This is a genomic window from Kitasatospora brasiliensis (assembly GCF_032654805.1).
Classification (GTDB): domain Bacteria; phylum Actinomycetota; class Actinomycetes; order Streptomycetales; family Streptomycetaceae; genus Kitasatospora; species Kitasatospora brasiliensis.
Genome location: NZ_JAUOOW010000007.1, coordinates 68,913 through 90,427 on the forward strand (window position 1 = coordinate 68,913; position 21,515 = coordinate 90,427).

The following is a 21,515-nucleotide window of genomic DNA, read 5'->3' on the forward strand; positions in this document are numbered from 1 at the left end:
ACCCCTTCTGGAACACCGATGTCCTCCTCGACGCCCGACGCCACCCCTGCGTCCGTCAAGTTCCCCCACCGCAGCCGCCGAGGCGTGCTGCTCGGCCTGAGCGCCCCGCAGCTGACCACCTGCGCCGCCACCGGCCTGCTGCTGCTCGCCGTGCTCGTCACCTGGGGCATCACCGGCGCCCTGCAGCTCATACCCCTGTGGGGGGGTGTCGCCGCCCTGGTGTTCATCCGCTACCGGGGCCGCACCCTCGCCGATTGGGCGCCCGTCGCCGCCCGCTACGGACTGCGGCGCCTGCGCGGCCAGCTGGTCTGGCTCGCCCGCCCCTCCTCCCGTCCGGTGCGCGAGGGCCTGCTCCACCTGCCTGGCAGCGCGGCCAGCCTGCGCGTCGTCACCGCGCCCGATGGCCGCTACGGCGCCGTCCACGACCCGCACGCCGGCACCCTCACCGCGATCGTCAAGGTCTCTTCCCGTGCGTACGCGCTGCTCGACGCCGGCGCCCAGAACGCCAACGTCAGCGGGTGGGGACGCTCGCTCGCGGCGCTCGCCCGCACCGGCCAGGTCGCCCGCATCCAGGTCATCGAGCGCACCGTCCCAGACACCGGCGACGCGCTGCGCCGCTACTGGGAGGAGCACGGCCGCCCCGACGCCCCGCTCGCCGGCGAGCTGTACGGGGAGCTGATCCGCGGCGCCGGTCCGGCCGCCGCCCCGCACGAGGCGTACGTCGCCATCGCCCTGGACTTCAAGAGCGCGCGGCGGCTGATCAACCAGGCCGGAGGCGGCCTGACCGGCGGTTTCGCAGTCCTGGCCCAGCTCACCTCCGCGTTCGAGCAGTCCGCCCGCGCTGCTGGCCTCGCCCCGGCGGGCTGGCTGTCCGCGGGCGAGATCGCCGCCGTCGCCCGCACCGCGTACGACCCGAAGTCCCGTGCGGCCTTGGACCGCTGGTCCGAGGACGGGCGCCCGTCCGCCGACCCGGCGGCAGCGGGTCCGGTGGTCGTGGTGGAGAAGGCCGACCACATCTCGACCGACTCCGCCCACCACACCACGTACTGGGTGGAGAACTGGCCCAGGACGCAGGTCAACCCGGGCTTCCTCCACCAGGTCATGTTCGCCTCCGGCGTGCGCCGCACCGTCTCCCTCGCCTACGAGCCGCAGGACCTCGACTCGGCGCTGCGCGACGTGCGCCGCAAGAAGGCCAGCGTGATCGCCGACTCCGCCGAGCGCGCCCGCAAGGGCCAGGTCTCCAGCGAAGCCGACTCCGTGGAGTACCAGGACATCCAGGACCGCGAGCGCCAGCTGATCGCCGGCCACGCCGACGTCGCCCTCACCGGGCTGCTGACAGTCTCCGCGGACACCGAGGACGAACTGCGCTCCGCCTGCGCCGTGGTGGAAACCGCCGCCGTGGGTGCCCAGCTCGACCTGCGCCCGCTCACCTGGCAGCAGGCCGAGGCGTTCACCGCCTCCGCGCTGCCGTTCGCCCTCGCCGCCTAATGCCGGCCCTCCCGCCTTCCGAAAGAGCACCCTGATGCCGGCCACCACCCCCGTCGCGCAGGACTTCGTCCCGTACGCGACCGCCGCGATCGACTTCCACCGCGCGCTCAACATCCCCACCGGCCAGCTGGTCGCCTCCCGCGCCGAACTCGACTCGCTCCACGAGCACCTGGTCGCGCTGCACGGGCTCCTCGACGCCCACGCCCAGCGCACCGCGCCGCTGCTCCCCGTCGAGGGCGACCACCTCAAGGCCGCACGTACCCGCCTGTGGCAGGCCGCCGACCACCTCCACGCCGCCTACCACGCCTCGCCCCGGCCCGGCAGCGGCGAGGTCCCCGGCCCCGACGCCTGCCGCGCCCGACTGCCCGAAGGCGCGCCGGAGCTGACCATCTGCCGCCGCCATCAGGAGACCGCGCAGCTGGTGCGCCGCCGCACCACCCCCGCCAACCTGCACACCCCGTTCACCGGCCTCGTCCGCCGCTGACCCCCACCCGGAATCCGTGATCATGCCCAGGAACCGCGCCACCGCCAGCCCCCTGTTCGTCCCGCGCAAGACCACCCGCGCCCAACAGCGCGCCGCCCGAGCCGAGTTCGCCCAGGCCCGCACCAAGGCCCGCCACGCGCAGCCCGCCACCGAACGCACCCAGAACAGCGGCCCCGACACGGACCTCCAGCCCGTCTACCCTGCCGCCGGCCGCCTGGGCCCGGCCTCCGCCCGCGGCGGCAAGCTCCGCCTGCCCAAGCACCGCCTGACCACTGCTGTCGCAGGCGGCGCCTACCCCTTCCTCGCGGAAGCCGGCCTCGGCGCCGAGGGGATCTTCATCGGCCGAGACCTCCACGCCGAGGGCAGCTTCTGCTACGACCCCTTCACCCTCTACAACTCGGGCCGAATAGAAGGGTTCACGAACCCGAACGCGATCCTGTGCGGCGTCATCGGCATGGGCAAGAGCGCCCTGGCCAAGTCCATCGCCACCCGCGCCGTCGCCCACGGCTACAAGATCTACGTGCCGAGCGACCCGAAGGGCGAGTGGTCCGGCCTGGCCGAGGCGCTCGGCGGCCAGACCATCGCCCTGGGGCCCGGCCTCCCGGGCAGGTTGAACCCGCTGGACGCCCCGCGGCGCCCGGAGGAGGTGAGCGAGGAGGACTGGAGCAGCGAGGTCCGCAAGCGCCGCCTGCTCCTGCTGGCCAGCCTCGCGGCCACCGTGCTCAAGCGGGACCTGCTGCCAATGGAGCACACCGGCCTCGACGTCGCGCTCGACTTGGTCGTCGCCGACACCGACGCCGCCGGCACCGTGCCGCTGCTCGGTGACATCGCCCACGTCCTCGGCCGCCCCGATCGCCTCGACGCCGCCCTCGGCGGCCAGGCCGGCAGCCTCGGCCACGCCGCCGACGACCTCGCCCACGCCCTGCGCCGCCTGGTCCACGGTGATCTCAGTGGGATGTTCGACGCACCGTCCACCGTCGTCTTCGACGCGAACGCGCCGATGCTCTCCATCGACCTGTCCCGACTCGGCAGCAGCGGCGACGACACCGCCCTCGTCCTCGCGATGACCTGCGCGAGCGCCTGGATGGAGGCAGCCCTCGCGGACCCCTCCGGCGGCAGGCGATGGGTCGTCTACGACGAGGCGTGGCGGATCATGCGCCACGTCGGCCTGCTGGAGCGCATGCAGCAGCAGTGGAAGCTCAGCCGCGGCCTGGGAATCGCCAACCTGCTGATCCTGCACCGGCTTTCCGACCTGCTCTCCGCCGGCGACGCCGGATCTCGCGGGCGGGTTCTCGCCGAGGGCCTCCTGGCCGACTGCAGCACGAGGATCATCTACCGCCAGGAACCCGACCAGATCCCCGCAGCCATGGCCCTGCTCGGCCTCACCGGCGTCGAGGCCCAGGCCATCGCCGCCCTCACCCGCGGCCGGGGCCTGTGGAAGGTCGCCAGCCTGTCCTTCATCGTGCAGCACCTCCTCCACAGCCGCGAACGGACGCTGTACGACACCGACTTCCGCATGGCCGCCTGACCGGCCTGAGTTCAGAAATCCTGAACCTAGGGGTCCACCACGGACGGCTCGCTCCTCGCACCGGACCGCGAGGAGCTGGTCGCAGCCACCCTCATCCGCGTCAGCCGCTTCCGAGGACAGAGCACCCGGCCGTGCAGCGCCCGGCCCGGTGGCCATGCGCTCTACCAGCAGATTCCGGCCGGGCCAAACTCTCGGTTCTCCGCATCATCAGCTCCGCCGGAAGCCGTCCTCACGGCCCCGGCAGCCCTTGTCCGTACCAGCGAAGCGGAGCCCCCGTGCCTGCCGCCGAACCCACCCAGCTTCCCGACGTCGCTATCGGGCACCACTCGACCCACGGCATCGTCGCCTCCCTACCCACCCAATCGCCAGCCGCCGAGTGGATGCTGGAACGCCTCGACTTCCAGCGCCTGCCCGGCAACCCGAAGCTCTTCGCGCTCACAGACCAACACCGCGAAGCCCCCGAGCGCGCCGCCTGGGCCGCCAAGCTCCTCACCGGCGCCGGCTACCGCGTCGACACCGACATGGCCCTGGCCTCCGAACCCGCCAACGGCCAGCACCGGGCCCAAGCGAGGCCGGCCGACGCCACGCTGGAGGTCCCCGGGCCACAGCGCACCCCCGCCCCGAGTGCGGGCCCGGACGTCGCCATCGCCGAGCACCCGAGCCTGGGCATCGTCGCCGCCGTCAACGACGACCTGCCCTTCAACCCGGGCATCTTCCTGGACACCGATGGCTGGCGCCATCACCGGGACCTGGACGTCTACCTCCCCCCGGCCGGTACCTGGGAGGAGTCCCTCGACGTGGTGGCCCACACCGTCATGGGACTGCGGCGCGGCAACTTCCAGGTCGCCTTGCAGCCCCAGCTCGCCGAGGACGTCGCCGCTCACCGCACAGCGGTCCGGCAGGCGTTCACCACGCACAAGTTCCGCGTCGACGAGGCCGCGCTCAAGGCACCCGCCACCGTGTCGACCGCCATCGCGGTAAGCCCGCCACCAGCAGCGGTCGATCCGCGCATCGCCTTCGCCCGCGCCCGCTGACCACCCCCACCCCACCCCTCAAGGAGCAGAGCGCATGGCCGTGAAGAAGGTCTGGCAGATCACCCACTCGTGCGGGCACGAGGCCGAACGCGACCTCGGCGACCGTCCGGCCGACCGCCGGGCCGGCTTCGCCGAGTGGCTGGCCAGGCAGGAGTGCACCGACTGCTGGCGCGCGGCGAAGGCGGGTGACGAGGCCGAGAAGACGGCGTGGCTGGAGGCCAAGCGGGCCACCGAGCAGGCCGAGTCGGACGACTGGTCCAAGCAGTACCGGATGCCGCCGCTGGAGGGCACCGCCAAGGGAATCGCCTGGGGCGTCCGGTGCCGCCACCAGGTCCTCGCCGCCGCCTACACCGCACTCGTCCTCGACGCCGACATGGCGGAACCCGAGTGGGAACAGATCGAAGACCAGGCCCGCACGATCACCCGCGCCGGCTGGTGGATCGACCAGCGCGCCTGCGAACCCGGCGACCTGCCCGAACTGCTGGAGGCGGCCGTCGACACCGACCGGCCGACCGAGAACCCTTTCGTCTGACCTGCCCGGGCCCTGTCCCGGCCCGGAGCGCCTTCGCCAACTCCCGTCTTCCTCACAGCGATTCGAAAGTCCCGCCATGTCCTCCTCCCCGCTGTCCTGCACCGTTCGCCGCACCGAGAGCACAACCGACCTGCTCACCGTGCTGAACGACGACGATCCCGACTTCGAGTCCTACCTGCTGGCGTCGTGGTCACCGGGCCCGCCCGCCGAGGAGGACATCGTCCTGCCGGCCCTGGCGGCACTGCTGATCGAGCCGCTGACGCTGCGCAAGCCCCGCACCGGCCACACCCCGTCCCGGCGCCTGACCTGGCACTGCTCGATACGCAGCAGCGGCGCGCTCAGCGACGACCAGTGGTTCGAGCTGACCTGGAAGGTGCTCGACGCCACCGGCATCGAACCGGACGGCGACCCCGACGCCTGCCGGTGGGTGGCCCTGCGCAACACCGCCGACCGGCTCGACCTCGTCGCCACCGTCATCCGCCAGGACGGCCGCTGGGCCCGGCTGCACAACGACCAGCGCTGGGCCCGCTTCGCCTGCGAGGACTTCGCCCGTGACCGCGGGCTCACCCCGCAGCACTGACGCTCGCGGAACAGCCCGGCTGCCGCCCCGCCTGAGAGGGAACGCCGTGATCGCCCACCTGCAGCGCGCCGCCACCACTGCCGCGCTGATCCCCGCGCTCTACGGCCCGGACGACCCCCGCCACCAGCTGCGTCCCAGGCTGATCGGCGCCGACTACCGGGGCGCCGACAAGCAGCTGCCCCTGTTCGGCGACCCCCAGGAGGTCCTCGGCGGCGGCGTCTTGGACGCCCCCGCCCAGCGGATCGGCGCCCGGGCACCGGAGCGGCCGGTGTGGATGTGCTCGGTGCGCTCCGACCCCGGGCACCCGGACCTGAGCGATGCCCAGTGGGCCGAGGTCGCCAGGCGCCTGGTCTCCGCGACCGGTCTCGCCCCCGCCGGGGACCCGGAGGGCTGCCGGTGGGCCGCGATCCGCAACCTCGACCACTCGGTGCACATCGTCGCCACCGTCGTCCGCGAGGACGGCCGCATCCACGGCACCTACCGCGACGCCTTCCACGTACAGGCCGAGTGCAACCGCATCGCCGCCGAACTCGGCCACCTCACCCGGACCGTCCCCTCCGTCACCACCGCCAAGGACTACCGGATGCCCACCCCCGCGATCAGCATCAGCATCGAGCCGAGCGGCAGCGTCTCCGCCAAGGGCTCCAGCGACGACCTGTCCGCCGCCCTGCTCAAGCACGCCGGCTTCCAGGAGAAGGCCGACTGGTACGGCCGCCGGCACCGGCTGCCCACCACCACGGCCCACGCCGACCGGGTCGCCGTCGCCACGCACGCCGCCGAGATGCTGCGCGCGGCCCGCTACAACGTCGACCTCGACCCCAAGCTCGACACCGGCCGCCTCACCACCCCCACCGATCCGCAGGGCCTCAAGGCCGCTGGCCGGCAGGTCCTGGAGCTGGCCGACCAGATCCGCGGCGCCTCCAGCGCCGCCGACGCCGCCAACGCCCTGGACCAGCTCCTCGACCCCGATGACGGCGTCCTCGCCCGGCTGCGGGAAGCATTGGAGGCGGCGGCGGAGCAGGTCACCGACCTGGCCCCCGACGAGTACGAGCTGTCCGACCGCTTCTCCTCCGGCGCCGAACTGATCGGCACCGCCGAGGCCGAACTGGCTGACACCATCAGCGATCTGCGGACCATAGGCGCCGCGCCCGCAGGGCCCGAGCCGGGCCACCCGGTGCAGGCCGCCGGTTCCCTGCGCACCCGGGCAGCGCTCGCCCGCAGTGCCGCTGCCCCGGCACCCCGGTCCATCGGCCCGCTTACCGCAGCTGTCCCCGCCCGGGCGCCGTCCGTACCGGCCGCATCGGCAGGGCTTGCCGGCCGAGCCCGCTGAAACCGCTGACCGAATCGAAGGAACACGATCATGCGTACCCTCGCCGACGTATACGGCACCGACGTCGAGATCATCAGCCGCTCGGACCAGGTGGTCCGGGCCTACTGCCGCACCGACGCCCCCGACCAGGTCCATCAACTCCTGCGCCAGTGCGGCTTCACCTCGTCCGAGTCGCACGACCTCTGCTGCTACCAGCTGCCCGACTACCTGTCCTTCCCCGACCGGATGAAGGCCGCCTCCATGGCAACCGATCGCCTGGACGAAGCCGGGTACCGGGTCGGAATCGTGCCCCACCTGGTCGTCGGGTACGTCGGCGAGAACTGCATCGTCCAGACCGAGGTACAGCGCCTCGCCGCCACCCGCCGCACCCCCGCCGCCGGGGCCACCCCCAAGCACTCCGGTCCACCCGCGCCGCCGTCTGTCCGGTCTGCCGCCCGCACCCGCTGAAACGTTCCGTCAGTCCCGCCTCCCGAGGAGAGCATCGTGATCCGTACGAGAGCCGAGCGCGCCCCGCCCGCCGCCGTCCGCTCGCACCCTCCTGGACTTCCTCTTGCCTGCCCCGCGCGCCGGCGCGCCGTCGACCACCTCCGGCTCGGACGCGCTCCTCTACCTCCTGTTCGCCGTCGTCGGCGCCGCCCTCGCCTTCGGCTCCCTCGCCTGGCTGGCCGGCAACGTCGCCAACTACTTCGTAGGGTCCGGTGATTGGGCGCCGTTCCGCGCCACCGAAGCCCTCCTTCACCCCGACCGGCTATGGCCCCACCTCGGCCCGGCCGATGTCCTGGTCGGCGCCCGCATCGTCCCCGGCGCCTTCACCCTCGCCACCGCCGTCACCGTCCTGGTGCTGTGGCTGCGCCACCGCTCCGGCGCCAGGAGCGGCCTGGCCCGCAAGGCGGACATAGCGCCGCTCCTGGACGCGGAGATCACCAAGAAGGCCCGCAGCCTGCGCCCGAGCCTGAACGGCCGGGAGTGTAAAAGAGGTCGAGCCGAACGACCGCGGCATCCTGATCGGCACGCTCTCCCCGGGCAGGGCCGAGGTCCGCGCCTCGTGGGAGGACGTGATGGTCGCCATCATGGCGCCCCGCTCCGGGAAGACCAGCGGCATCGCGATCCCCGCAATCCTGGCAGCCCCCGGACCGGTGTTGCTGACCAGCAACAAGGCCGCCAACGACGCCTTCACCGCCTGCGTTGACGCCCGTGCGAAGGTCGGCAAGGTCTGGACGCTCGACCCGCAGCAGATCGCACACCACCCGCGCGAGATGTGGTGGGACATCCTCGCCGACGCCCGCGACCTCGCCGGCGCCAAGCGCCTCGCCGGGCACTTCGTCACCGCCTCCGTCGACGAGTCCGCCGGTTCCGACTTCTGGTCGACCGCCGCCAGCAACACGCTGGGCTCGTTGTTCCTCGCGGCAGCGGCCCACCGCCGCCCGATCACCGACGTGCTGGCCTGGCTCGCCTCGCCCTCCGACCGCACCCCCGTCGACTTGCTCACCGACGCCGGGCACCACGCGGTCGCCGCCCAGCTCCAGGGCACCGTTACCGGCGCCACCGAGACCCGCGACGGTATTTACGAGACGGCGCGCCAGTACGCGAGCTGCCTGCTCGACCCGGAGATCGCCGCCTGGGTCACCCCCACACCCGGCCTTGCGGAGTTCAAGCCGTTCGACTTCGCCTCCTCCCGCGACACCTTGTTCCTGCTCAGCAAGGACGGCGGCGGCAGCGCCAGCGCGATCATCGCGGCTGCGGCGGATGCGGTGATGCGCGCGGCCGTCATCGTGGCGGAGCGGTCCGGCGGCCGGCTCGACCCGCCCGCGCTGTGCGTGCTCGACGAGGCCGCCAACGTCTGCAAAATTTCGGACCTCCCGGACCTGTACAGCCACTTGGGCAGCCGGGGCGTCATCCCGATCACCATCCTGCAGTCCTACCGCCAGGGCCAGCGCTGCTGGGGCGAGGCGGGCATGGACGCCCTCTGGTCCGCGGCGACCGTCAAGGTGATCGGCAGCGGCATTGATGACGCCGACTTCGCGGACAAGCTGTCGCGGCAGATCGGCGAGCACAACGTGCAGACCGTCTCCGTGTCCGACTCCGGCAGCGGCAAGTCGACGTCGGTGTCGATGCGCACCGAGCGCATCCTGCCGCCCGACGAGATCCGCGCGCTCCCCAAGGGCAAGATCCTGCTCTTCGCGACCGGCATGCGGGTGGCGATGCTCGACCTCAAGCCCTGGTACAAGGAGCGCTCCGCCAAGGAGATCGGCCCGGCATCCTCCCGCGCCACCAAGGCCATCACCGAACGCGCCCTCGCCAAGGACACCGCCGCCCCCGGCGACTTCACCCTCTCGGCCTGACCCACCTGGCGGCGCCGACCACGAGTCCGCCCCTCTTCGGCCGGCGCCGCCGCCACTTCCCCTCATCCGCTCCAACCGGGTGTGCCACGTCCACCCGCCCACGCCAAGGACACCTCCGTGACCACAACGACCGCTCCCGCCCTGCGAGTTCTCTCACTCGGCGCAGGGGTTCAGAGCAGTGTGCTGCTGCTCCTGGCCGCCGAAGGCCACCTGCCCGGCCTCGACTACGCGATCTTCGCCGACACCGGCTGGGAAGCCGCCTCCGTTTACGCACACCTCGACCGGATCGAGCGGGAGGTCGCCGAGCCCGCCGGCATCCCGATCCTGCGGGTCTCTTCCGGCAACATCCGCGACGACGCCCTCGACCCGACGAAGCGCTTCGCGTCGATGCCGCTGCACATCCTCAACCCCCAAGGCACCGAGGGGCTTTCACGTCGCCAGTGCACGGGCCAGTACAAGATCAAGCTGATCAAGGAGCAGGTCCGGTCCCTGCTCGGCCACCCGTACCCGCAGCGGGTGCCGGCCGGGGTGTTCGTCGAGCAGTGGATCGGCATCTCCACCGACGAGTTCCACCGGGCCAAGGACGCTGATGTCGCCTACATGAAGAATCGTTTCCCTCTGATCGAGGAGGGCTTCTCCCGCGCGGACTGCCTGCGGCTGCTGCGCTCGCGCGGCTTCGAGTCCACGCCGAAAAGCAGCTGCCTGGGGTGCCCGTTCCACGGAAACGCCCAGTGGCGGGCCCTTCGCGACGGCTCGCCCAAGGAGTGGCAGGACGTCGTCGCGTTCGACCGCGCCATCCGCAACGGCAACGCGCGGGCGACCGCGGAGGGCACCCCGCTGCTCGGGCAGGCGTACCTGCACCGTAGCCGCCGCCCCCTGGACGAGGCGCCGATCGACCGGGTCACCGCGCACGAGTGGGCGGGCCGGCAGACCGACGTCTTCGACGCGCTCGCGGACGCCGAGCTGGAGGCCGGTGACGTGGACGGCTGCTCGCCCTGGGCCTGCCGTGCCGGTCAGCCGGTCAGCGTCGGCCGTGACTCCTTCGGGCTGGCGGCATGAGCGTGTGGAGCACTCCAGCCGCCGACCGCGCCGCCGCGCTGCGCGAGCAGGCCGAGCGCTGCGGCGACCCGTCCGCCGCACTGCCGGACCTCGAACTGCTCAACGCCGCGTACGAGTCGCTGCTGCGCGAGCAGATCGACACCCGCGACCGCTACATGACGCTACTGACCTCGCTGCGCAAGCACGACGAGCAGGTCCGTACGGCGGCCGTCGCCTCCTTCAAGGAGCACGCCGACCGCTTCGCGCAGGACGCGGTGCGCCAGCACATGCGTCCCTTCCACGAACTCCTCTACCGCGTGGAGAAGTTGTCGGACCGGCCCGGCGTGCAGCAGGTGGAGGATCTGCGCTCGGTCGGGGTGCGGGTGGCCCACCAGTTGAGGGACGCGGGCCCGGCCGAGAACCTCATCGACCCGGACGGCGCCCGCGCCACCCTGCGGTCCGTGCACAGCGTCGTCGGCGTGCTGGAGGGGCGGCCGGGCCTGGACGGCGCTGAGACGCTGGGCCTGGTCAAGGACGTGCTCGCGGGTGAGCCGCCCAGCGCCGTGTTCGAGATCGCCGACCGCGCCGGCCCCCGACCTGAGGTGCCGGTGGCCGCGCCGCCGTTCGCCGGCCCCGGGTGGAACGACCTGGGGCGCCTGTGGGCCTTCCAGGACGCCGATTCCGGTGCACACGTGAAGGCGTACCCGATGGGCGGCGAGGACTGGTACCTGGACCTGTGGTCCGCGCAGGGCCAGCTGCTCGCCTTCGGCTCGGCGACGGCCGACGAGGTCGCCGCCCTGGCCCCGGCGCTCACGGCCAAGGCCGAAGCGTGGTCCCGGGACCGCAGCGAGTACGGCTGGCGCCGCTTCGCCGACACCGCCCAGGCCGTGCGCGAGGCCCCGGACCAGGCCCGGGTCCGGGCCGCCACCGCCTCCTCACCCTCCCGCACCGCAGGCCGAAAGGCGCCGCCTCCGCCCCCGCCCGGCGCCGGCCCGGTGGCAGGCCCGGCCGTCGCCCGCCGCAGCCGATGACCCGCTCGACTCCCCGGAAGGTCCCCGTGTCCGACACCAACTCCTCCGCTGCCCAGCGCCGTCCGGCTCCGCTGACCGGGGCGCCGGTCGTCCGCCGGGGCGGCCAGTGGTGGCTGATCACCGGCGAAGGCTCGATCCTGGCTACCGACCCGACGTTCAGCGGTGAGCTGGACCGCTTCGCCGCCGCGAAGGCCGCCGCCGACCTCGCGGTGGCCCAGCTGCGCGCCGACCGCGGCACCCGTCGCCGCCGGAGCCGGTGATGGACCCGCTGCTCACCGGCGAGCAGGCCGTCCTCGGGGCGGTCCTGCTCGACCCCCGCCAGCTCGGCGGCCTCGACTGGCTGGAGCCGCGCGACTTCTACCGGCCCGGCCACCAGGCGCTGTTCGCCGCGCTGCGCAAGCTCCGCGCCGAGGACCACCCGGCCCTCAGTACGCAGGGCGCGGTGCCGGTGGCGTGGCTGACCGACACCCTCGCCGAGGCCGGCCAGCAGGTGCGCGGGCTCACCGCCTCCTACCTGCACACCCTCGTCGCCGCCTGCCCGCGCCCCGCCCACGCGCCCCTGTACGGGCGGATGGTGCTGGAGGGGTCGATCCACCGCACCGTCGCCGAGCACGCCGGCCGTCTGCTCGCCGTCGCCCGGGAGGACGCCGGGCAGCACGAGGTCCACGGCACCGCCGCCCAGGCCGACGTGCTCGCGGGCGTCCTGGACGACCTCGCCACGCGCTGGGGAACCCGCCCCCGGGCCGCCGCTCCCAGGACACCTTCCCTCCCTGCCGCCGGAGAGCCTCCCGCGGCGGCGCAGACGGAGGACGAGCAGTTCCTGCTGTCCCTGCTCGTCCACCAGAACGGCGCGATCGGCGAGGTCTTCGACTGGCTGCGCCCCCAGGACTTCGCCGTTCCCGGCCACGGCCAGCTCTACCGCTGCCTCGGTGCGCTCCACCACCGGGGCGAGCCGATCGACCCGGTCACCACGCTGTGGGAGGTCCAGCGGCGCGGCCTGCTCGCCGAAGGCGTGCTCACCGAGCAACAGCTGGGGCCGGTGCTGCGCGACGGCGCGGCGGGGTCGGCAGAGTGGCTGGGCGAGCAGCTCCTGCGTTCCTCCCTCACCCGCACCGCCGCCGGCGCCGCGCAGCAGATCGCCGCCCACGCCGACGACCGGCGCCTCGCCCCCGGGCAGCTGATCAGCCACGCCCTGCACGCCCTCGGCCCGCTGGAGGAAGTACGGGCCCGCTGGCGCACCGCCACCTCGCCTCCCGCAGCCCAACCCCGGTTCGCCCCCGATCAGGAGTCCCGCGTAAAAGCCGCCCGCGCCCGCAGCCCCACGCAGCCGTCCCCGCGACCGGGCCCGGAGCCCAGTCCATCAGCGCCTCCGCTCCCCGGGGGAGGTCGCCTCCCCGCCATCCGCCATCACCTTCGGAGTTCCTCGTGACCACCGCCACAGCCGCCGCCCTCATCGCACACGCGAACACCCTGCGGGACCAGGCAGACAGGCTTCCCGACGTGGCGCCCGACGAGCTGCCGGACGCCGTCGCGCTCGGCCGCCAGGTCGCCCACCTCGGCTCCCTGATCAACGAGATGGGCCACGCGTTCGCCTTCCTCTCCACCGCGCCCTCCGCCCCGGAGCACATCGCCCAGGCCGCAGAGGCGTACACCAACGCGATCAGCCACGTCAGCCGGGCATCCACCCAGCTCAGCGACGCAGCCGGCCAGATCGCCCTGATCGCCAGGACCAACGAGGACCAGCACCTGCCGTGGGCCCGGAACCTGCGCGCGAAGGCCCCGGCGGTGAGCCGCCAGGCCATCGCGGGCGCCCGCGAAGAACTCCTGCAGGCCGTCACAGTCCTGAACAACACCGCCACGATCCTGCCCTGGCTGGCCGCCGGTCGACACCTGGCGGCGGCACACCGCTCGACCGCCGCGCCTGCTCCAACTGCTCCGACCGCTCCCGCTCCGGCTCCGGCTCCGGCAGCCGTTCACACCACCCGGCACCGGCGGTGACGCCGAACCCCACGGCCACCGGACCCGGGCCGGTGATCGGGAGCCTGTGCAGCGGGTACGGGGGACTCGACCTCGGGGTGCTGGCCGCGCTCGGAGGCTCCGTCGCGTGGCACGCCGAGGTCGACCCGGGCGCCTCGAAGATCCTGGCCCGGCACTGGCCGGGCGTGCCGAACCTGGGCGACATCACCAAGGTCAACTGGGCCGATGCTGAGCGGGTGTGCGTCCTCACGGCGGGCTTCCCTTGTCAAAGACGTCTCGGTCGCCGGCCGTCGCGCCGGGCTCAACGCCGAAACCCGATCGGGTCTTTGGCTGCACGTAGCGCGTGCGGTAGAGGCCCTGCGCCCGCACCTCCTGGTGGTCGAGAATGTACGAGGACTCCTCACCTCCCCCGCCGTCGCCGCCTCCACTGGCGACGTGGAACGCTGCCCGTGGTGTCTGGGAAACGACCCAGCTCAGTCTGATCTGCGGGCACTTGGCGCCGTACTCGGCACCCTGGCCCAGCTCCGGTACGACGCGAAGTGGCTCGTGCTTCGCGCCTCCGACGTCGGAGCACCCCACCATCGGGCCAGGGTCTTCCTCACCGCCTGGCCCGCCGACAGCGGCGCTGCTCAAGACCCCCACAAGCAACATCGCGACGAACGGCGGCAGCCAGCACCCGTCGAAGAGGAAGCGCGGCGGTCACGGCCCGAACCTGGCGGACGAGGTGGAGTGGCTGCTGCCCACGCCGAAGGCGTCGGACGGGATCAAGGGCTCTCCGAACCAGCGGCACGGCGGCGGGGACCTGACCCTGCCCTCGGCAGCGGCCTCACTCCGGCCCTCCTCACCCCGGAACCCGGCCTCGCGCTCCCGCAGGCGGCCGGCCGCGCCCGCGACGGAAGCGGTGGCACTGCCCCTGTGGGGGGAGGCCGCACCGCAGGACGGCTCGACCCCGGACGGTGGGGACCGTACGCCGCAGCCGTCGCCCGATGGGAGACGCTCACCCGCCCGGCGCCGCCGCCCACCGACGAAGGTGGGCGGCTGCGCGCGGAGTTCGTCGAGTGGATGCAAGGGCTTCCGGCAGGCTGGGTGACTGCCACCCCCGCACTCGGCCGCCCGGCCCAGCTCACCGCCCTCGGCAACGGTGTCGTCCCCCAACAGGCGGCCAAGGCTCTGGAGTTGCTGACCCCGACCTTCGCTCGCTGCCCGCGCTGCCGTACCGGCTGAGGGGCTTCTACCTGCTTTTCCCGGCCGTACCAAATCCCGGAATCCGCGGACTCTTCTCCCCGCAGCCGCACCGACCCGAGGGGGCTGTCATGCCTGCGCATGCCCCGGTCCGGCGCGCCCGCGCGCCGCCGGCCGTACGACCGAAGGACCTCCTCCTTGAGCACCACCACCGCCTGCGGCCCCGCCCAGGACAGCGGATACCGAGCTGTCCTGGGTGCGCCGTACGTCGCCCGCCTGCTGGGCGGCACCCTGATGGGCCGACTTCCCACCGGCATGGCGCCGATCGCGATCCTGCTGCTGGTGCGCGCCGAGCACGGCCCGCTCGCCCTGGCCGGAGCCCTCGGCGCCCTGTTCGGCCTCGCCTGCGCGCTCGGGCAGCCGCTGCTGGGGCGCCTGGTCGACCGCCACGGCCAGATCCGGGTCCTCGTCGCCGCCACGGCCACGGCGAGCACGGCGTTCCTGCTGCTGCCGTGCACCGGCCCGGCGCGCCACCCGGTGCTCGCCGCGCTCACCGTGCTGGTGGCGGGGCTGGCGACGCCGCCGCTGGAGGCCGGGCTCCGGGCGCTGTGGCCGGTGCTGCTGCCGGAGGCCGGGCGCCAGCGCACCGCGCTCTCGCTGGACAGCAGCACCCAGGGCCTGGTGTTCGTCGCCGGTCCCCTGCTGGCCACCGGCTTCGCGGCCGGAGCCGGAGTGACCACCGCGCTGGTGGCGACCGCGGCGCTCGGACTGCTCGGCACCGGTCTGGTCGTCACAGCCCAGCCCTCCCGCGCCTGGACGCCTGCGGAGTTCACCGAACGGGTGCACTGGACGGGTCCGCTGCGGGTGCCGGGCTTGCGGGTGCTGTTCGCCGCGCTGATCGGCACCGGTGTCGCGCTCGGCGCCGTCAACGTCCTGGCCCTGTCCGCCGCCGAGCGCCACCACGCCGGATGGCTGGCCGGGGTGATGCCGGCCGCGCTGTCCATCGGCAGCATGCTCGGCGGCCTCGCCTACGGCCGACACGCCTGGCCCGGCACCCCCGCCCGGCACCTGGTCGCCGCCTCCATCGGCTTCGCCGCCGGGTGGCTGCCCCTGCTGCCCGACCCCGCGCCCGCCGTCGCCGTCCTCGGCGCCGTACTGCCCGGCACCTTCCTCGCGCCGCTGCTGACCGCCGCCTTCCTCACCGTCGACCGCCTCGCCCCGTACGGCGAGAGCACGGAGGCGTTCGCCTGGCTGATCGCCTGCATCGGCATCGGCCAGGCCACCGGCACCGCCCTGACCTCCCTCGACCCCGCCCCGCTGCTCGTCGCCGCCGTCCCGCTCGCCGGGGCCGCCTTCGCGCTGTGGCTGCTGCACCGCTTCAACGACCGCCTCTCCGCCTGACCACCACGCTCAACCCGAAGGACACCGCCGTGAACACCGCCCTCTTCGCCGCCGCAACTCCCGCCATCCGCATGCACGTCGTGTGGGACTGGAACGGAACGGTCAAGGACGACCTCGACGACCACGTCTCCGCGCTGAACGCGACCCTGCCCGCCCTCGGCGGCGAGGCGGTCGACCGGGAGACCTACCGGGCCAAGCACACCGTGCCGATCCCCAACTTCTACGCCCGCCTGCTCGGCCGCACGATCACCGAGCAGGAGTGGATCTCCAGCGACAACGCCTTCCTGGACCACCTGCGCGGCCAGCCGGTGCGGGTGCGCGAGGGCGCCGCCGAACTGATGGCCGCGCTGCGCGAGGCCGGCCACACCCAGTCGCTGCTGTCGCTGTGCCCGCACGACACCCTCGTGCGCGAAGTCGAGCAGGCCGGCATCGGGCACTTCTTCACCCGGATCGAGGGCCGCACCGGGCCCTCCGGCGGCACCAAGGCCGCCCCGCTCACGGCCCACCTCGAAGCCCTCGGCCTCACCGATCAGGCGCACCGGGTGCTGCTGGTGGGCGACGCCGTCGACGACGCGGACGCCGCGCACGCCAACGGCGCGTACGCGGTGCTGCACACCGGCGGCCTGCACCACCCCGCCAAGCTCGCCGCCGCCGGCCACCCGCTCACCGACACCCTCGCCGACGCCGTCGCCCTGGGCCTGCGCCTGGTCCAGGACCGCGGCACCCAACTGGCCTGCGCTTAGCACGAGTCGGCGGCCCGACCAAACCGCCGTTCCCGCGGATCCTGTCCCTCACCACCGCACCTCACCGGAGCCCCGCCATGACCCGAAGAACGCCTTCCGGCCTCTCCCTCCCCGTTCGTCCGAACCTCCTGGATGTGCCATGTCCGAGTCCATCCCGCCGCCGGGCTCCTCCGAGCCCGAGCCGATCCGCATCGCCGACGAGGACCTCGACGACCTCGTCAGCGCCCTGAACCGCACCATGGCCGAGGTCCGCCAGCACGGCGTGATCCTCGACCGCCTCGGCTCCGAAGCCGACGACGACGAATCGGGGTCCGGCCCAACCGGGCCGGACCCCGGGGCCGGGGACGAACCCGGCTCCGCCCCACCGCTGTTCATCCTCGCCATGGGCGGCGCGCAGTACGCCGCCGAGCTGGCCGAGCTCTCGGCCTGGGTCACCCACCTCCTGCTGCCCGTCTACGGCCGGGAGATCGGCTCCACCCGCCCCTGGTGCGCGAAGTGGCACGAGCACCCCGAAGCCGTCGCCCGCCTCCACGCGCTGTGGCTCGCGTGGCAGCAGCTGACCGCCGCCGAGGCCGGCCAGAGCGGACCCTCGACCTGGCACCGCGACCACCTCGACCACGCCATCGCCCAGCTCCGCGCCCCGGACGGCCCGTTCGCGGCGTGCGCCACCAGCCCGGCCCGGCCCGCCCACCGTGTCCTGTCCACCCCCGACCAGCTGGGACTCGCCGCATGAGCGCCGACTTCGACCTCGGCGACCTGTCGCCCGCCGACGACCGCTCCGGCCTCCTGCGGGACATCGCCGCGCAGAGCGACCTCGACCTCCTGGCCCGGCACGACGTCGGCAACCGCAGCTACCTGCTCGCCTTCGACAACGGCACCCTGCAGGGCAAGGCGCTGAACATGCCGGACCTCTTCACGCTCGACGTCCGGCGCGACCAGGCCCAGGGCACCTTCGCGCTGGACGCCGCCGCGCACGCAGGCGTGGCGTTCGCGCAGAAGTGGCTCGCCGAGCGCGGCTGCCCGCCGGAAGCAATGACCGTGGACGGCGACCTCATCGGCGCCGACGAACTCACCTACCGGATCGAGGACCAGATCCACCGCGCGGGCGAGCGCTACGACCTGATCGCCCTCGCAGCCGCCCGCGAGAGCCCGGGCGAGGCGTGGACCATGGTCACGGACAGGAACGCCACCGAACTGCCCGTACGGCTCTTCATCGAGCACTCCGACGCGGAGCAGAACACCTACACCATCCGCGAGGGCGCCTTCCCCGACCGCACCGGCGCCGAGGCGTGGCTGGCCGAGCGGAACACCCCGCTGCCCGAGCCGCCCGAGTACCGCACCGACGCCGACGCGCTGCGCACCCGCGCCGCGCTCGCCCGCAGCGCCGCCCCGGCCGCTCCCGGCGTCGCCGAGATCACGGCCGCCGCGCCTGCGGCAGCCGCCCTCGCGCAGCCCGACCGGGGGCGATCGCTGTGACCCGCGCGAAGTTCGGCTTCTCCGCCCACCCCGACGCGATCTCCGACCTGCGCCAGCTCCCCGACGCCATCCGCGACCAGGCCCTGCTGCACCTGCAGGACCTCGTCCGCGGCGAGCGCGTCGCCAAGCGCCTCGAAGGCCGACTGGAGGGCTGCCACAAGATCTACCTCGGCGTCGCCGAGAACTGGGCCTCGCACCGCCTGGTCGTCCAGTTCCGCGACTCCCCGCCCGAGTCCCAGCACCGGCGTGAGGTCCACCTCGTCGCCGCCGGCCCCCGGCTCGACTACCAGGTGTACCGCTCCGCCCAGAACCGCCTGGGCCGCACCGGGCTCAACCTGCCGACCGGCCCCGGCCCCGCCGAGGAAGCCCGCGTCCGGGCCGCCCGCGCCCGGTCCGTACGCCCCGCACAGGCCGGCGCCAGCCCCGCCTACACCACCGCTTCCCCAGGCTTCGCCACCAGCGCCGCCGCCCGAAGGGCCCGATGATGACCACCACCCCCACCCATGCCGACCTCGCCCTCTGGCTCGTCGAAGCCGCCGAGGCCGTCTCCGGCATCGCCACGGCCCGGCACACCGCCCCGCCCTCGCGCTCTCACCTCCACCCCGTCCTCGGGCCGCTCACCGCCGGGCCCAAGGCGATCACCGCGCTCGCCGACCGCCTGGAGCACCTGCAGGCAGCGCGACTGCCGACCACCCCCGCCTCCCTGTTCACCCTCGCCTCCTACGTCTCCGCCCTGGGCTGGCTCACCGAGTCGCTCGCCGACCTCACCCAGGCCGTCGACGCCCTGGTCACCGAGGCCGGCCACCCGACCGCCGACGACGGCGATTCCGGCTTCAACCTGGCGGACTCCGCCCCGCAGGACCGGCAGGCCATCGCCACCCTCGCCGCCGAGGCCGCCCTGCCGCCCGGCCTCTACCTCCGGCTCCTGGGCCGGGCCCTACTCGCTCGCGCGGAGTTCACGGAAGCGTGCTCGGAGATCATCGGCGCGCTGACCGAGGACGCCCACCGCCTCCTGGACGAGTCGGTCAGCGCGGTGCGCCTCGACGGCGATGGCCCCGACAGTCTGCCGACCCTGGTCCGCACCCTCCTCGCCCGTCTGGAGGCGGCCCGGTGAACCCGCACAACCCGCTCACCCACCCCGGCGCCCACCTCGTCCACGAACGCCTCGGCGTCGGCGATGCCGGGGAGCTGTCCGGCCGGCACCCGTACCCGAGCCCGCTGGCTCACCTCGCTTCCGTGGTCGCCTCGTGTGCCCGGGACGTCGACCGGCTCCACCGGGACCTCACCGAGCGCGCGCGGACGGTGATCGAGCGTCTGGAGCCGATCGCCCGTGGCGACCACGCGAGCATGCGCGGCGTCAACGGCATCATCCAGTCTGCGGGGCTCCAGGTCGAGCTGCTCACCGCCCGCAGGGGAGCGACCTACGAGCAGCTCGACAAGGTCCTCAGCGCCTACGAGCGCGGCGCCGAGACCGACCCGCCGACCGCCACGGCGCGGCGCGGCGCCAGCACAACTCCGCGCACACCAACGGCACCACGGCCCCGGCCGACCAGCGAACACAACCCGCCACCGCCGCCTGGGACGACAAGCAGGGTTCCGCCCGGGCCGCGTTGAACGCGATGGAGGACGGGGACCTGTGGCTGCGCGAGAGCGTGCACGGCGACAGGTACGTGATCTGGGGCTCCGGGCGCGGTGCCCCGATCGAGGCCGAGGCGGTCGAGCGGCTGATCGGCGCCGGCCTTGTCGCCGTCAACACCAACACCTCCGCCTCCCGGATGGGGCACAGCTCTCCCTCACCCCCGAAGGCGTAGCGGTCAACTCCGCCGCCCGCACGGAGCGGCTTCGCCAGGTCGCCGCCCTCTACCGCGGCATCACCCCCATCTCGGCCGGCGCCGCCCAGGCCGTGCCCTCGCCAGGAGCGGCACGCCCCTTCGTCTCCGCCCGTACCCGTTGAGCAAGGAACTCCCGGCCATGTCCGCCCAGATCACTCCCATGAGCGCCGCCGACTCGCAGCGCGTCGAGACCGTGCTGCACCGGATCGCGCCGAAGTGGACCACCCACGTCGTCCACACGATCGCCAAGTACGGCCCGGAGATGCGGGTTGCCGACGTCGCCCAGCACCTCACGGCGCTGTCCCCGTCGTACGTCAGCAAGCGGTTGGCGTCGATGTCCGAGGCCGGCCTGGTGACCCGCGACGGCACGTTCGACCGTGCGGCGCCCTACCGGCTCTCGTCCGCCGCCCGCACCCTCGGCCCGGTCTACCGCACGCTCGCCCAGTGGTCCTCCGAGCACGTCAACCACACCCCGCAGGGCCGGTACGACCGGGTCGAGGACGCCCTTCAGCGCCTGCAGCTCGCCGGCACCACCGAGACGGTCCGCCTGTTCTCGGAGCACGGGAGCATCCGCCTGCCCGACCTGGCCGAATGCCTCGGCGCCTCCGAGCAGTTCGCGGCGACCCGGCTGAACCGCATGCAGGCAGACGGCCTCGTCGCCCGCACCGGCGACCGGCACGGCGCCCAGTACGTCCTCACCGACGCCGGAGCGGCCCTCGGCCCCGTCTACACCGCCCTCCAGCAGTGGGACCACCGGCACACCACCCCCGTGGCCCCTGCGGTGCCGGCCGCCGAGCGCACCCTCACCTCCCCCGCACAGTCCGCGCGAACCGCAGCGGCACTGCGCCGCAGCGCCGCCCCCTCCACGATGTTCAGCCACCCTCCGGTGCCGCCGCTGCGTGTCCCCGCCGCCGTGACTGCGGCTTCCCACCCCTCGCGTGGCCGGTGACCTCCATGAGCGGCAGGACCAGAACGGCTTCCACCGCCCGCCCCGCCCACTGACGCCCCGTCACCAACCGGAGAGCACTGTGTCCGATGCCACCGCCCTCGACTGCGCGGACGCGATGATCGAGCAAGCCTGGGGACGGCCGATCGCCGACCTGGAGAAGTCCACATCCCGCGTGGCCGCCACGGACCCGATGCTGCGCTCGGCCATGCACCACCGGGCCCATCTGGTCGTGGTGTCCAACTCCATCGCCGTGCACCAGGATCGGCTTCATGCCCTCACCCGGCCCGGCCATGTCCCCGCCTTCTACGACCTCGACCGGATCACCACCTCGGCGAGCGCCCTACGTGCGGCCTACGCCGAGAGCAACACGGCCGTCCAGATGATCCGCCACGTTGTCGACGCCCGCGAGCACGCGCTGACGGCGGCAGGCGGCCCGGAGGCCGAACGGGTCCGGGTCGCCACCGCCCGCACCTCGCAGGCGACTCGACCCCTGGGGCCGTCTGCCGACCGACCTGCCCTGCCGGCTGCCGCTCCGGCCCCGCTGGTCGCGAACCGGCGGTAGCCACCG

24 protein-coding genes and 3 pseudogenes are annotated in these 21,515 nt (G+C 73.7%); all 27 read left to right on the plus strand.

Features of this window, described 5'->3' with window-relative positions:
- The first annotated feature begins 18 nt into the window (after positions 1 to 18).
- The 27 genes and pseudogenes from QWJ13_RS26220 (at position 19) to QWJ13_RS26350 (ending at position 21,509) form a co-directional block, all read left to right on the plus strand.
- Entirely contained in the window at positions 19 to 1,488 is a 1,470-nt protein-coding gene (locus tag QWJ13_RS26220; RefSeq protein WP_316527495.1) for an SCO6880 family protein, read from the plus strand.
- A 34-nt stretch (positions 1,489 to 1,522) separates the two neighbouring features.
- On the plus strand, positions 1,523 to 1,972 hold the full coding sequence (locus QWJ13_RS26225; protein WP_316527496.1) for a DUF6238 family protein: 450 nt from the start codon (positions 1,523 to 1,525) through the stop codon (positions 1,970 to 1,972).
- A 22-nt stretch (positions 1,973 to 1,994) separates the two neighbouring features.
- Positions 1,995 to 3,500 (plus strand): ATP-binding protein, encoded by a 1,506-nt coding sequence (locus tag QWJ13_RS26230; RefSeq protein WP_316527497.1) that lies wholly within the window; start codon positions 1,995 to 1,997, stop codon positions 3,498 to 3,500.
- Between the two features lie 275 nt (positions 3,501 to 3,775).
- A complete protein-coding gene (locus tag QWJ13_RS26235) occupies positions 3,776 to 4,534 on the plus strand; it encodes a hypothetical protein (RefSeq protein ID WP_316527498.1) in 759 nt (252 codons plus the stop codon).
- Between the two features lie 34 nt (positions 4,535 to 4,568).
- Entirely contained in the window at positions 4,569 to 5,066 is a 498-nt protein-coding gene (locus QWJ13_RS26240) for a hypothetical protein (protein ID WP_316527499.1), read from the plus strand.
- 76 nt (positions 5,067 to 5,142) lie between these two features.
- Entirely contained in the window at positions 5,143 to 5,646 is a 504-nt protein-coding gene (locus QWJ13_RS26245) for a hypothetical protein (protein ID WP_316527500.1), read from the plus strand.
- Between the two features lie 46 nt (positions 5,647 to 5,692).
- Positions 5,693 to 6,976 carry a hypothetical protein gene (locus tag QWJ13_RS26250; RefSeq protein ID WP_316527501.1) on the plus strand — a complete coding sequence of 428 codons (1,284 nt, stop codon included), beginning with the start codon at positions 5,693 to 5,695 and terminating at the stop codon, positions 6,974 to 6,976.
- Positions 6,977 to 7,006: 30 nt separating this feature from the next.
- Entirely contained in the window at positions 7,007 to 7,423 is a 417-nt protein-coding gene (locus QWJ13_RS26255; protein ID WP_316527502.1) for a hypothetical protein, read from the plus strand.
- Positions 7,424 to 7,526: 103 nt separating this feature from the next.
- Positions 7,527 to 9,318, plus strand: a pseudogene (locus QWJ13_RS26260) (type IV secretory system conjugative DNA transfer family protein).
- A gap of 183 nt (positions 9,319 to 9,501) precedes the next feature.
- Positions 9,502 to 10,377, plus strand: a complete 876-nt coding sequence (locus QWJ13_RS26265; protein ID WP_316528055.1) for an adenine nucleotide alpha hydrolase family protein — start codon at positions 9,502 to 9,504, stop codon at positions 10,375 to 10,377.
- On the plus strand, positions 10,374 to 11,387 hold the full coding sequence (locus QWJ13_RS26270) for a hypothetical protein (protein WP_316527503.1): 1,014 nt from the start codon (positions 10,374 to 10,376) through the stop codon (positions 11,385 to 11,387). The genes QWJ13_RS26265 and QWJ13_RS26270 overlap by 4 nt, the downstream gene beginning before the upstream one ends.
- 26 nt (positions 11,388 to 11,413) lie before the next feature.
- Positions 11,414 to 11,647, plus strand: a complete 234-nt coding sequence (locus QWJ13_RS26275; protein WP_316527504.1) for a hypothetical protein — start codon at positions 11,414 to 11,416, stop codon at positions 11,645 to 11,647.
- Entirely contained in the window at positions 11,647 to 12,816 is a 1,170-nt protein-coding gene (locus tag QWJ13_RS26280) for a DnaB-like helicase N-terminal domain-containing protein (RefSeq protein ID WP_316527506.1), read from the plus strand. The genes QWJ13_RS26275 and QWJ13_RS26280 overlap by 1 nt, the downstream gene beginning before the upstream one ends.
- Positions 12,813 to 13,385: a hypothetical protein gene (locus tag QWJ13_RS26285; RefSeq protein WP_316527507.1), complete on the plus strand. Its 573-nt coding sequence runs from the start codon at positions 12,813 to 12,815 to the stop codon at positions 13,383 to 13,385. Before QWJ13_RS26280 ends, QWJ13_RS26285 begins: the two co-directional genes overlap by 4 nt.
- 77 nt (positions 13,386 to 13,462) lie before the next feature.
- A pseudogene (locus QWJ13_RS26290) lies at positions 13,463 to 13,573 on the plus strand (DNA cytosine methyltransferase); the annotation flags it as partial.
- Between the two features lie 16 nt (positions 13,574 to 13,589).
- Positions 13,590 to 13,952, plus strand: a pseudogene (locus QWJ13_RS26295) (DNA cytosine methyltransferase); the annotation flags it as partial.
- Between the two features lie 498 nt (positions 13,953 to 14,450).
- Positions 14,451 to 14,588: a hypothetical protein gene (locus QWJ13_RS26300; RefSeq protein WP_316528069.1), complete on the plus strand. Its 138-nt coding sequence runs from the start codon at positions 14,451 to 14,453 to the stop codon at positions 14,586 to 14,588.
- Between the two features lie 156 nt (positions 14,589 to 14,744).
- On the plus strand, positions 14,745 to 15,947 hold the full coding sequence (locus tag QWJ13_RS26305) for an MFS transporter (protein WP_316527508.1): 1,203 nt from the start codon (positions 14,745 to 14,747) through the stop codon (positions 15,945 to 15,947).
- Between the two features lie 29 nt (positions 15,948 to 15,976).
- A complete protein-coding gene (locus tag QWJ13_RS26310; protein ID WP_316527509.1) occupies positions 15,977 to 16,690 on the plus strand; it encodes an HAD family hydrolase in 714 nt (237 codons plus the stop codon).
- 139 nt (positions 16,691 to 16,829) lie between these two features.
- Complete coding sequence (locus QWJ13_RS26315; RefSeq protein ID WP_316527510.1) at positions 16,830 to 17,423, plus strand: DUF4913 domain-containing protein; 594 nt, start codon at positions 16,830 to 16,832, stop codon at positions 17,421 to 17,423.
- Entirely contained in the window at positions 17,420 to 18,166 is a 747-nt protein-coding gene (locus tag QWJ13_RS26320; protein ID WP_316527511.1) for a glycosyl hydrolase, read from the plus strand. Before QWJ13_RS26315 ends, QWJ13_RS26320 begins: the two co-directional genes overlap by 4 nt.
- Positions 18,163 to 18,651, plus strand: coding sequence for a hypothetical protein (locus QWJ13_RS26325; RefSeq protein ID WP_316527513.1), 489 nt, complete (start codon positions 18,163 to 18,165; stop codon positions 18,649 to 18,651). Before QWJ13_RS26320 ends, QWJ13_RS26325 begins: the two co-directional genes overlap by 4 nt.
- On the plus strand, positions 18,651 to 19,280 hold the full coding sequence (locus tag QWJ13_RS26330; RefSeq protein ID WP_316527514.1) for a hypothetical protein: 630 nt from the start codon (positions 18,651 to 18,653) through the stop codon (positions 19,278 to 19,280). Before QWJ13_RS26325 ends, QWJ13_RS26330 begins: the two co-directional genes overlap by 1 nt.
- Entirely contained in the window at positions 19,277 to 19,780 is a 504-nt protein-coding gene (locus QWJ13_RS26335; protein ID WP_316527515.1) for a hypothetical protein, read from the plus strand. Before QWJ13_RS26330 ends, QWJ13_RS26335 begins: the two co-directional genes overlap by 4 nt.
- Positions 19,781 to 19,785: 5 nt before the next feature.
- Positions 19,786 to 19,977, plus strand: a complete 192-nt coding sequence (locus tag QWJ13_RS26340) for a hypothetical protein (RefSeq protein ID WP_316527516.1) — start codon at positions 19,786 to 19,788, stop codon at positions 19,975 to 19,977.
- 160 nt (positions 19,978 to 20,137) lie between these two features.
- Positions 20,138 to 20,947, plus strand: coding sequence for a winged helix-turn-helix transcriptional regulator (locus QWJ13_RS26345; RefSeq protein WP_316527518.1), 810 nt, complete (start codon positions 20,138 to 20,140; stop codon positions 20,945 to 20,947).
- Positions 20,948 to 21,026: 79 nt separating this feature from the next.
- Positions 21,027 to 21,509 (plus strand): hypothetical protein, encoded by a 483-nt coding sequence (locus QWJ13_RS26350; protein WP_316527519.1) that lies wholly within the window; start codon positions 21,027 to 21,029, stop codon positions 21,507 to 21,509.
- Positions 21,510 to 21,515: the final 6 nt, after the last annotated feature.

Coding starts and splice junctions, on each gene's coding strand:
- QWJ13_RS26220 (WP_316527495.1), top strand. CDS start 19: ATGTCCTCCTCGACGCCCGACGCCACCCCTGCGTCCGTCAAGTTCCCC.
- QWJ13_RS26225 (WP_316527496.1), top strand. CDS start 1,523: ATGCCGGCCACCACCCCCGTCGCGCAGGACTTCGTCCCGTACGCGACC.
- QWJ13_RS26230 (WP_316527497.1), top strand. CDS start 1,995: ATGCCCAGGAACCGCGCCACCGCCAGCCCCCTGTTCGTCCCGCGCAAG.
- QWJ13_RS26240 (WP_316527499.1), top strand. CDS start 4,569: ATGGCCGTGAAGAAGGTCTGGCAGATCACCCACTCGTGCGGGCACGAG.
- QWJ13_RS26245 (WP_316527500.1), top strand. CDS start 5,143: ATGTCCTCCTCCCCGCTGTCCTGCACCGTTCGCCGCACCGAGAGCACA.
- QWJ13_RS26255 (WP_316527502.1), top strand. CDS start 7,007: ATGCGTACCCTCGCCGACGTATACGGCACCGACGTCGAGATCATCAGC.
- QWJ13_RS26270 (WP_316527503.1), top strand. CDS start 10,374: ATGAGCGTGTGGAGCACTCCAGCCGCCGACCGCGCCGCCGCGCTGCGC.
- QWJ13_RS26280 (WP_316527506.1), top strand. CDS start 11,647: ATGGACCCGCTGCTCACCGGCGAGCAGGCCGTCCTCGGGGCGGTCCTG.
- QWJ13_RS26315 (WP_316527510.1), top strand. CDS start 16,830: ATGTCCGAGTCCATCCCGCCGCCGGGCTCCTCCGAGCCCGAGCCGATC.
- QWJ13_RS26320 (WP_316527511.1), top strand. CDS start 17,420: ATGAGCGCCGACTTCGACCTCGGCGACCTGTCGCCCGCCGACGACCGC.
- QWJ13_RS26330 (WP_316527514.1), top strand. CDS start 18,651: ATGACCACCACCCCCACCCATGCCGACCTCGCCCTCTGGCTCGTCGAA.
- QWJ13_RS26340 (WP_316527516.1), top strand. CDS start 19,786: ATGGAGGACGGGGACCTGTGGCTGCGCGAGAGCGTGCACGGCGACAGG.
- QWJ13_RS26345 (WP_316527518.1), top strand. CDS start 20,138: ATGTCCGCCCAGATCACTCCCATGAGCGCCGCCGACTCGCAGCGCGTC.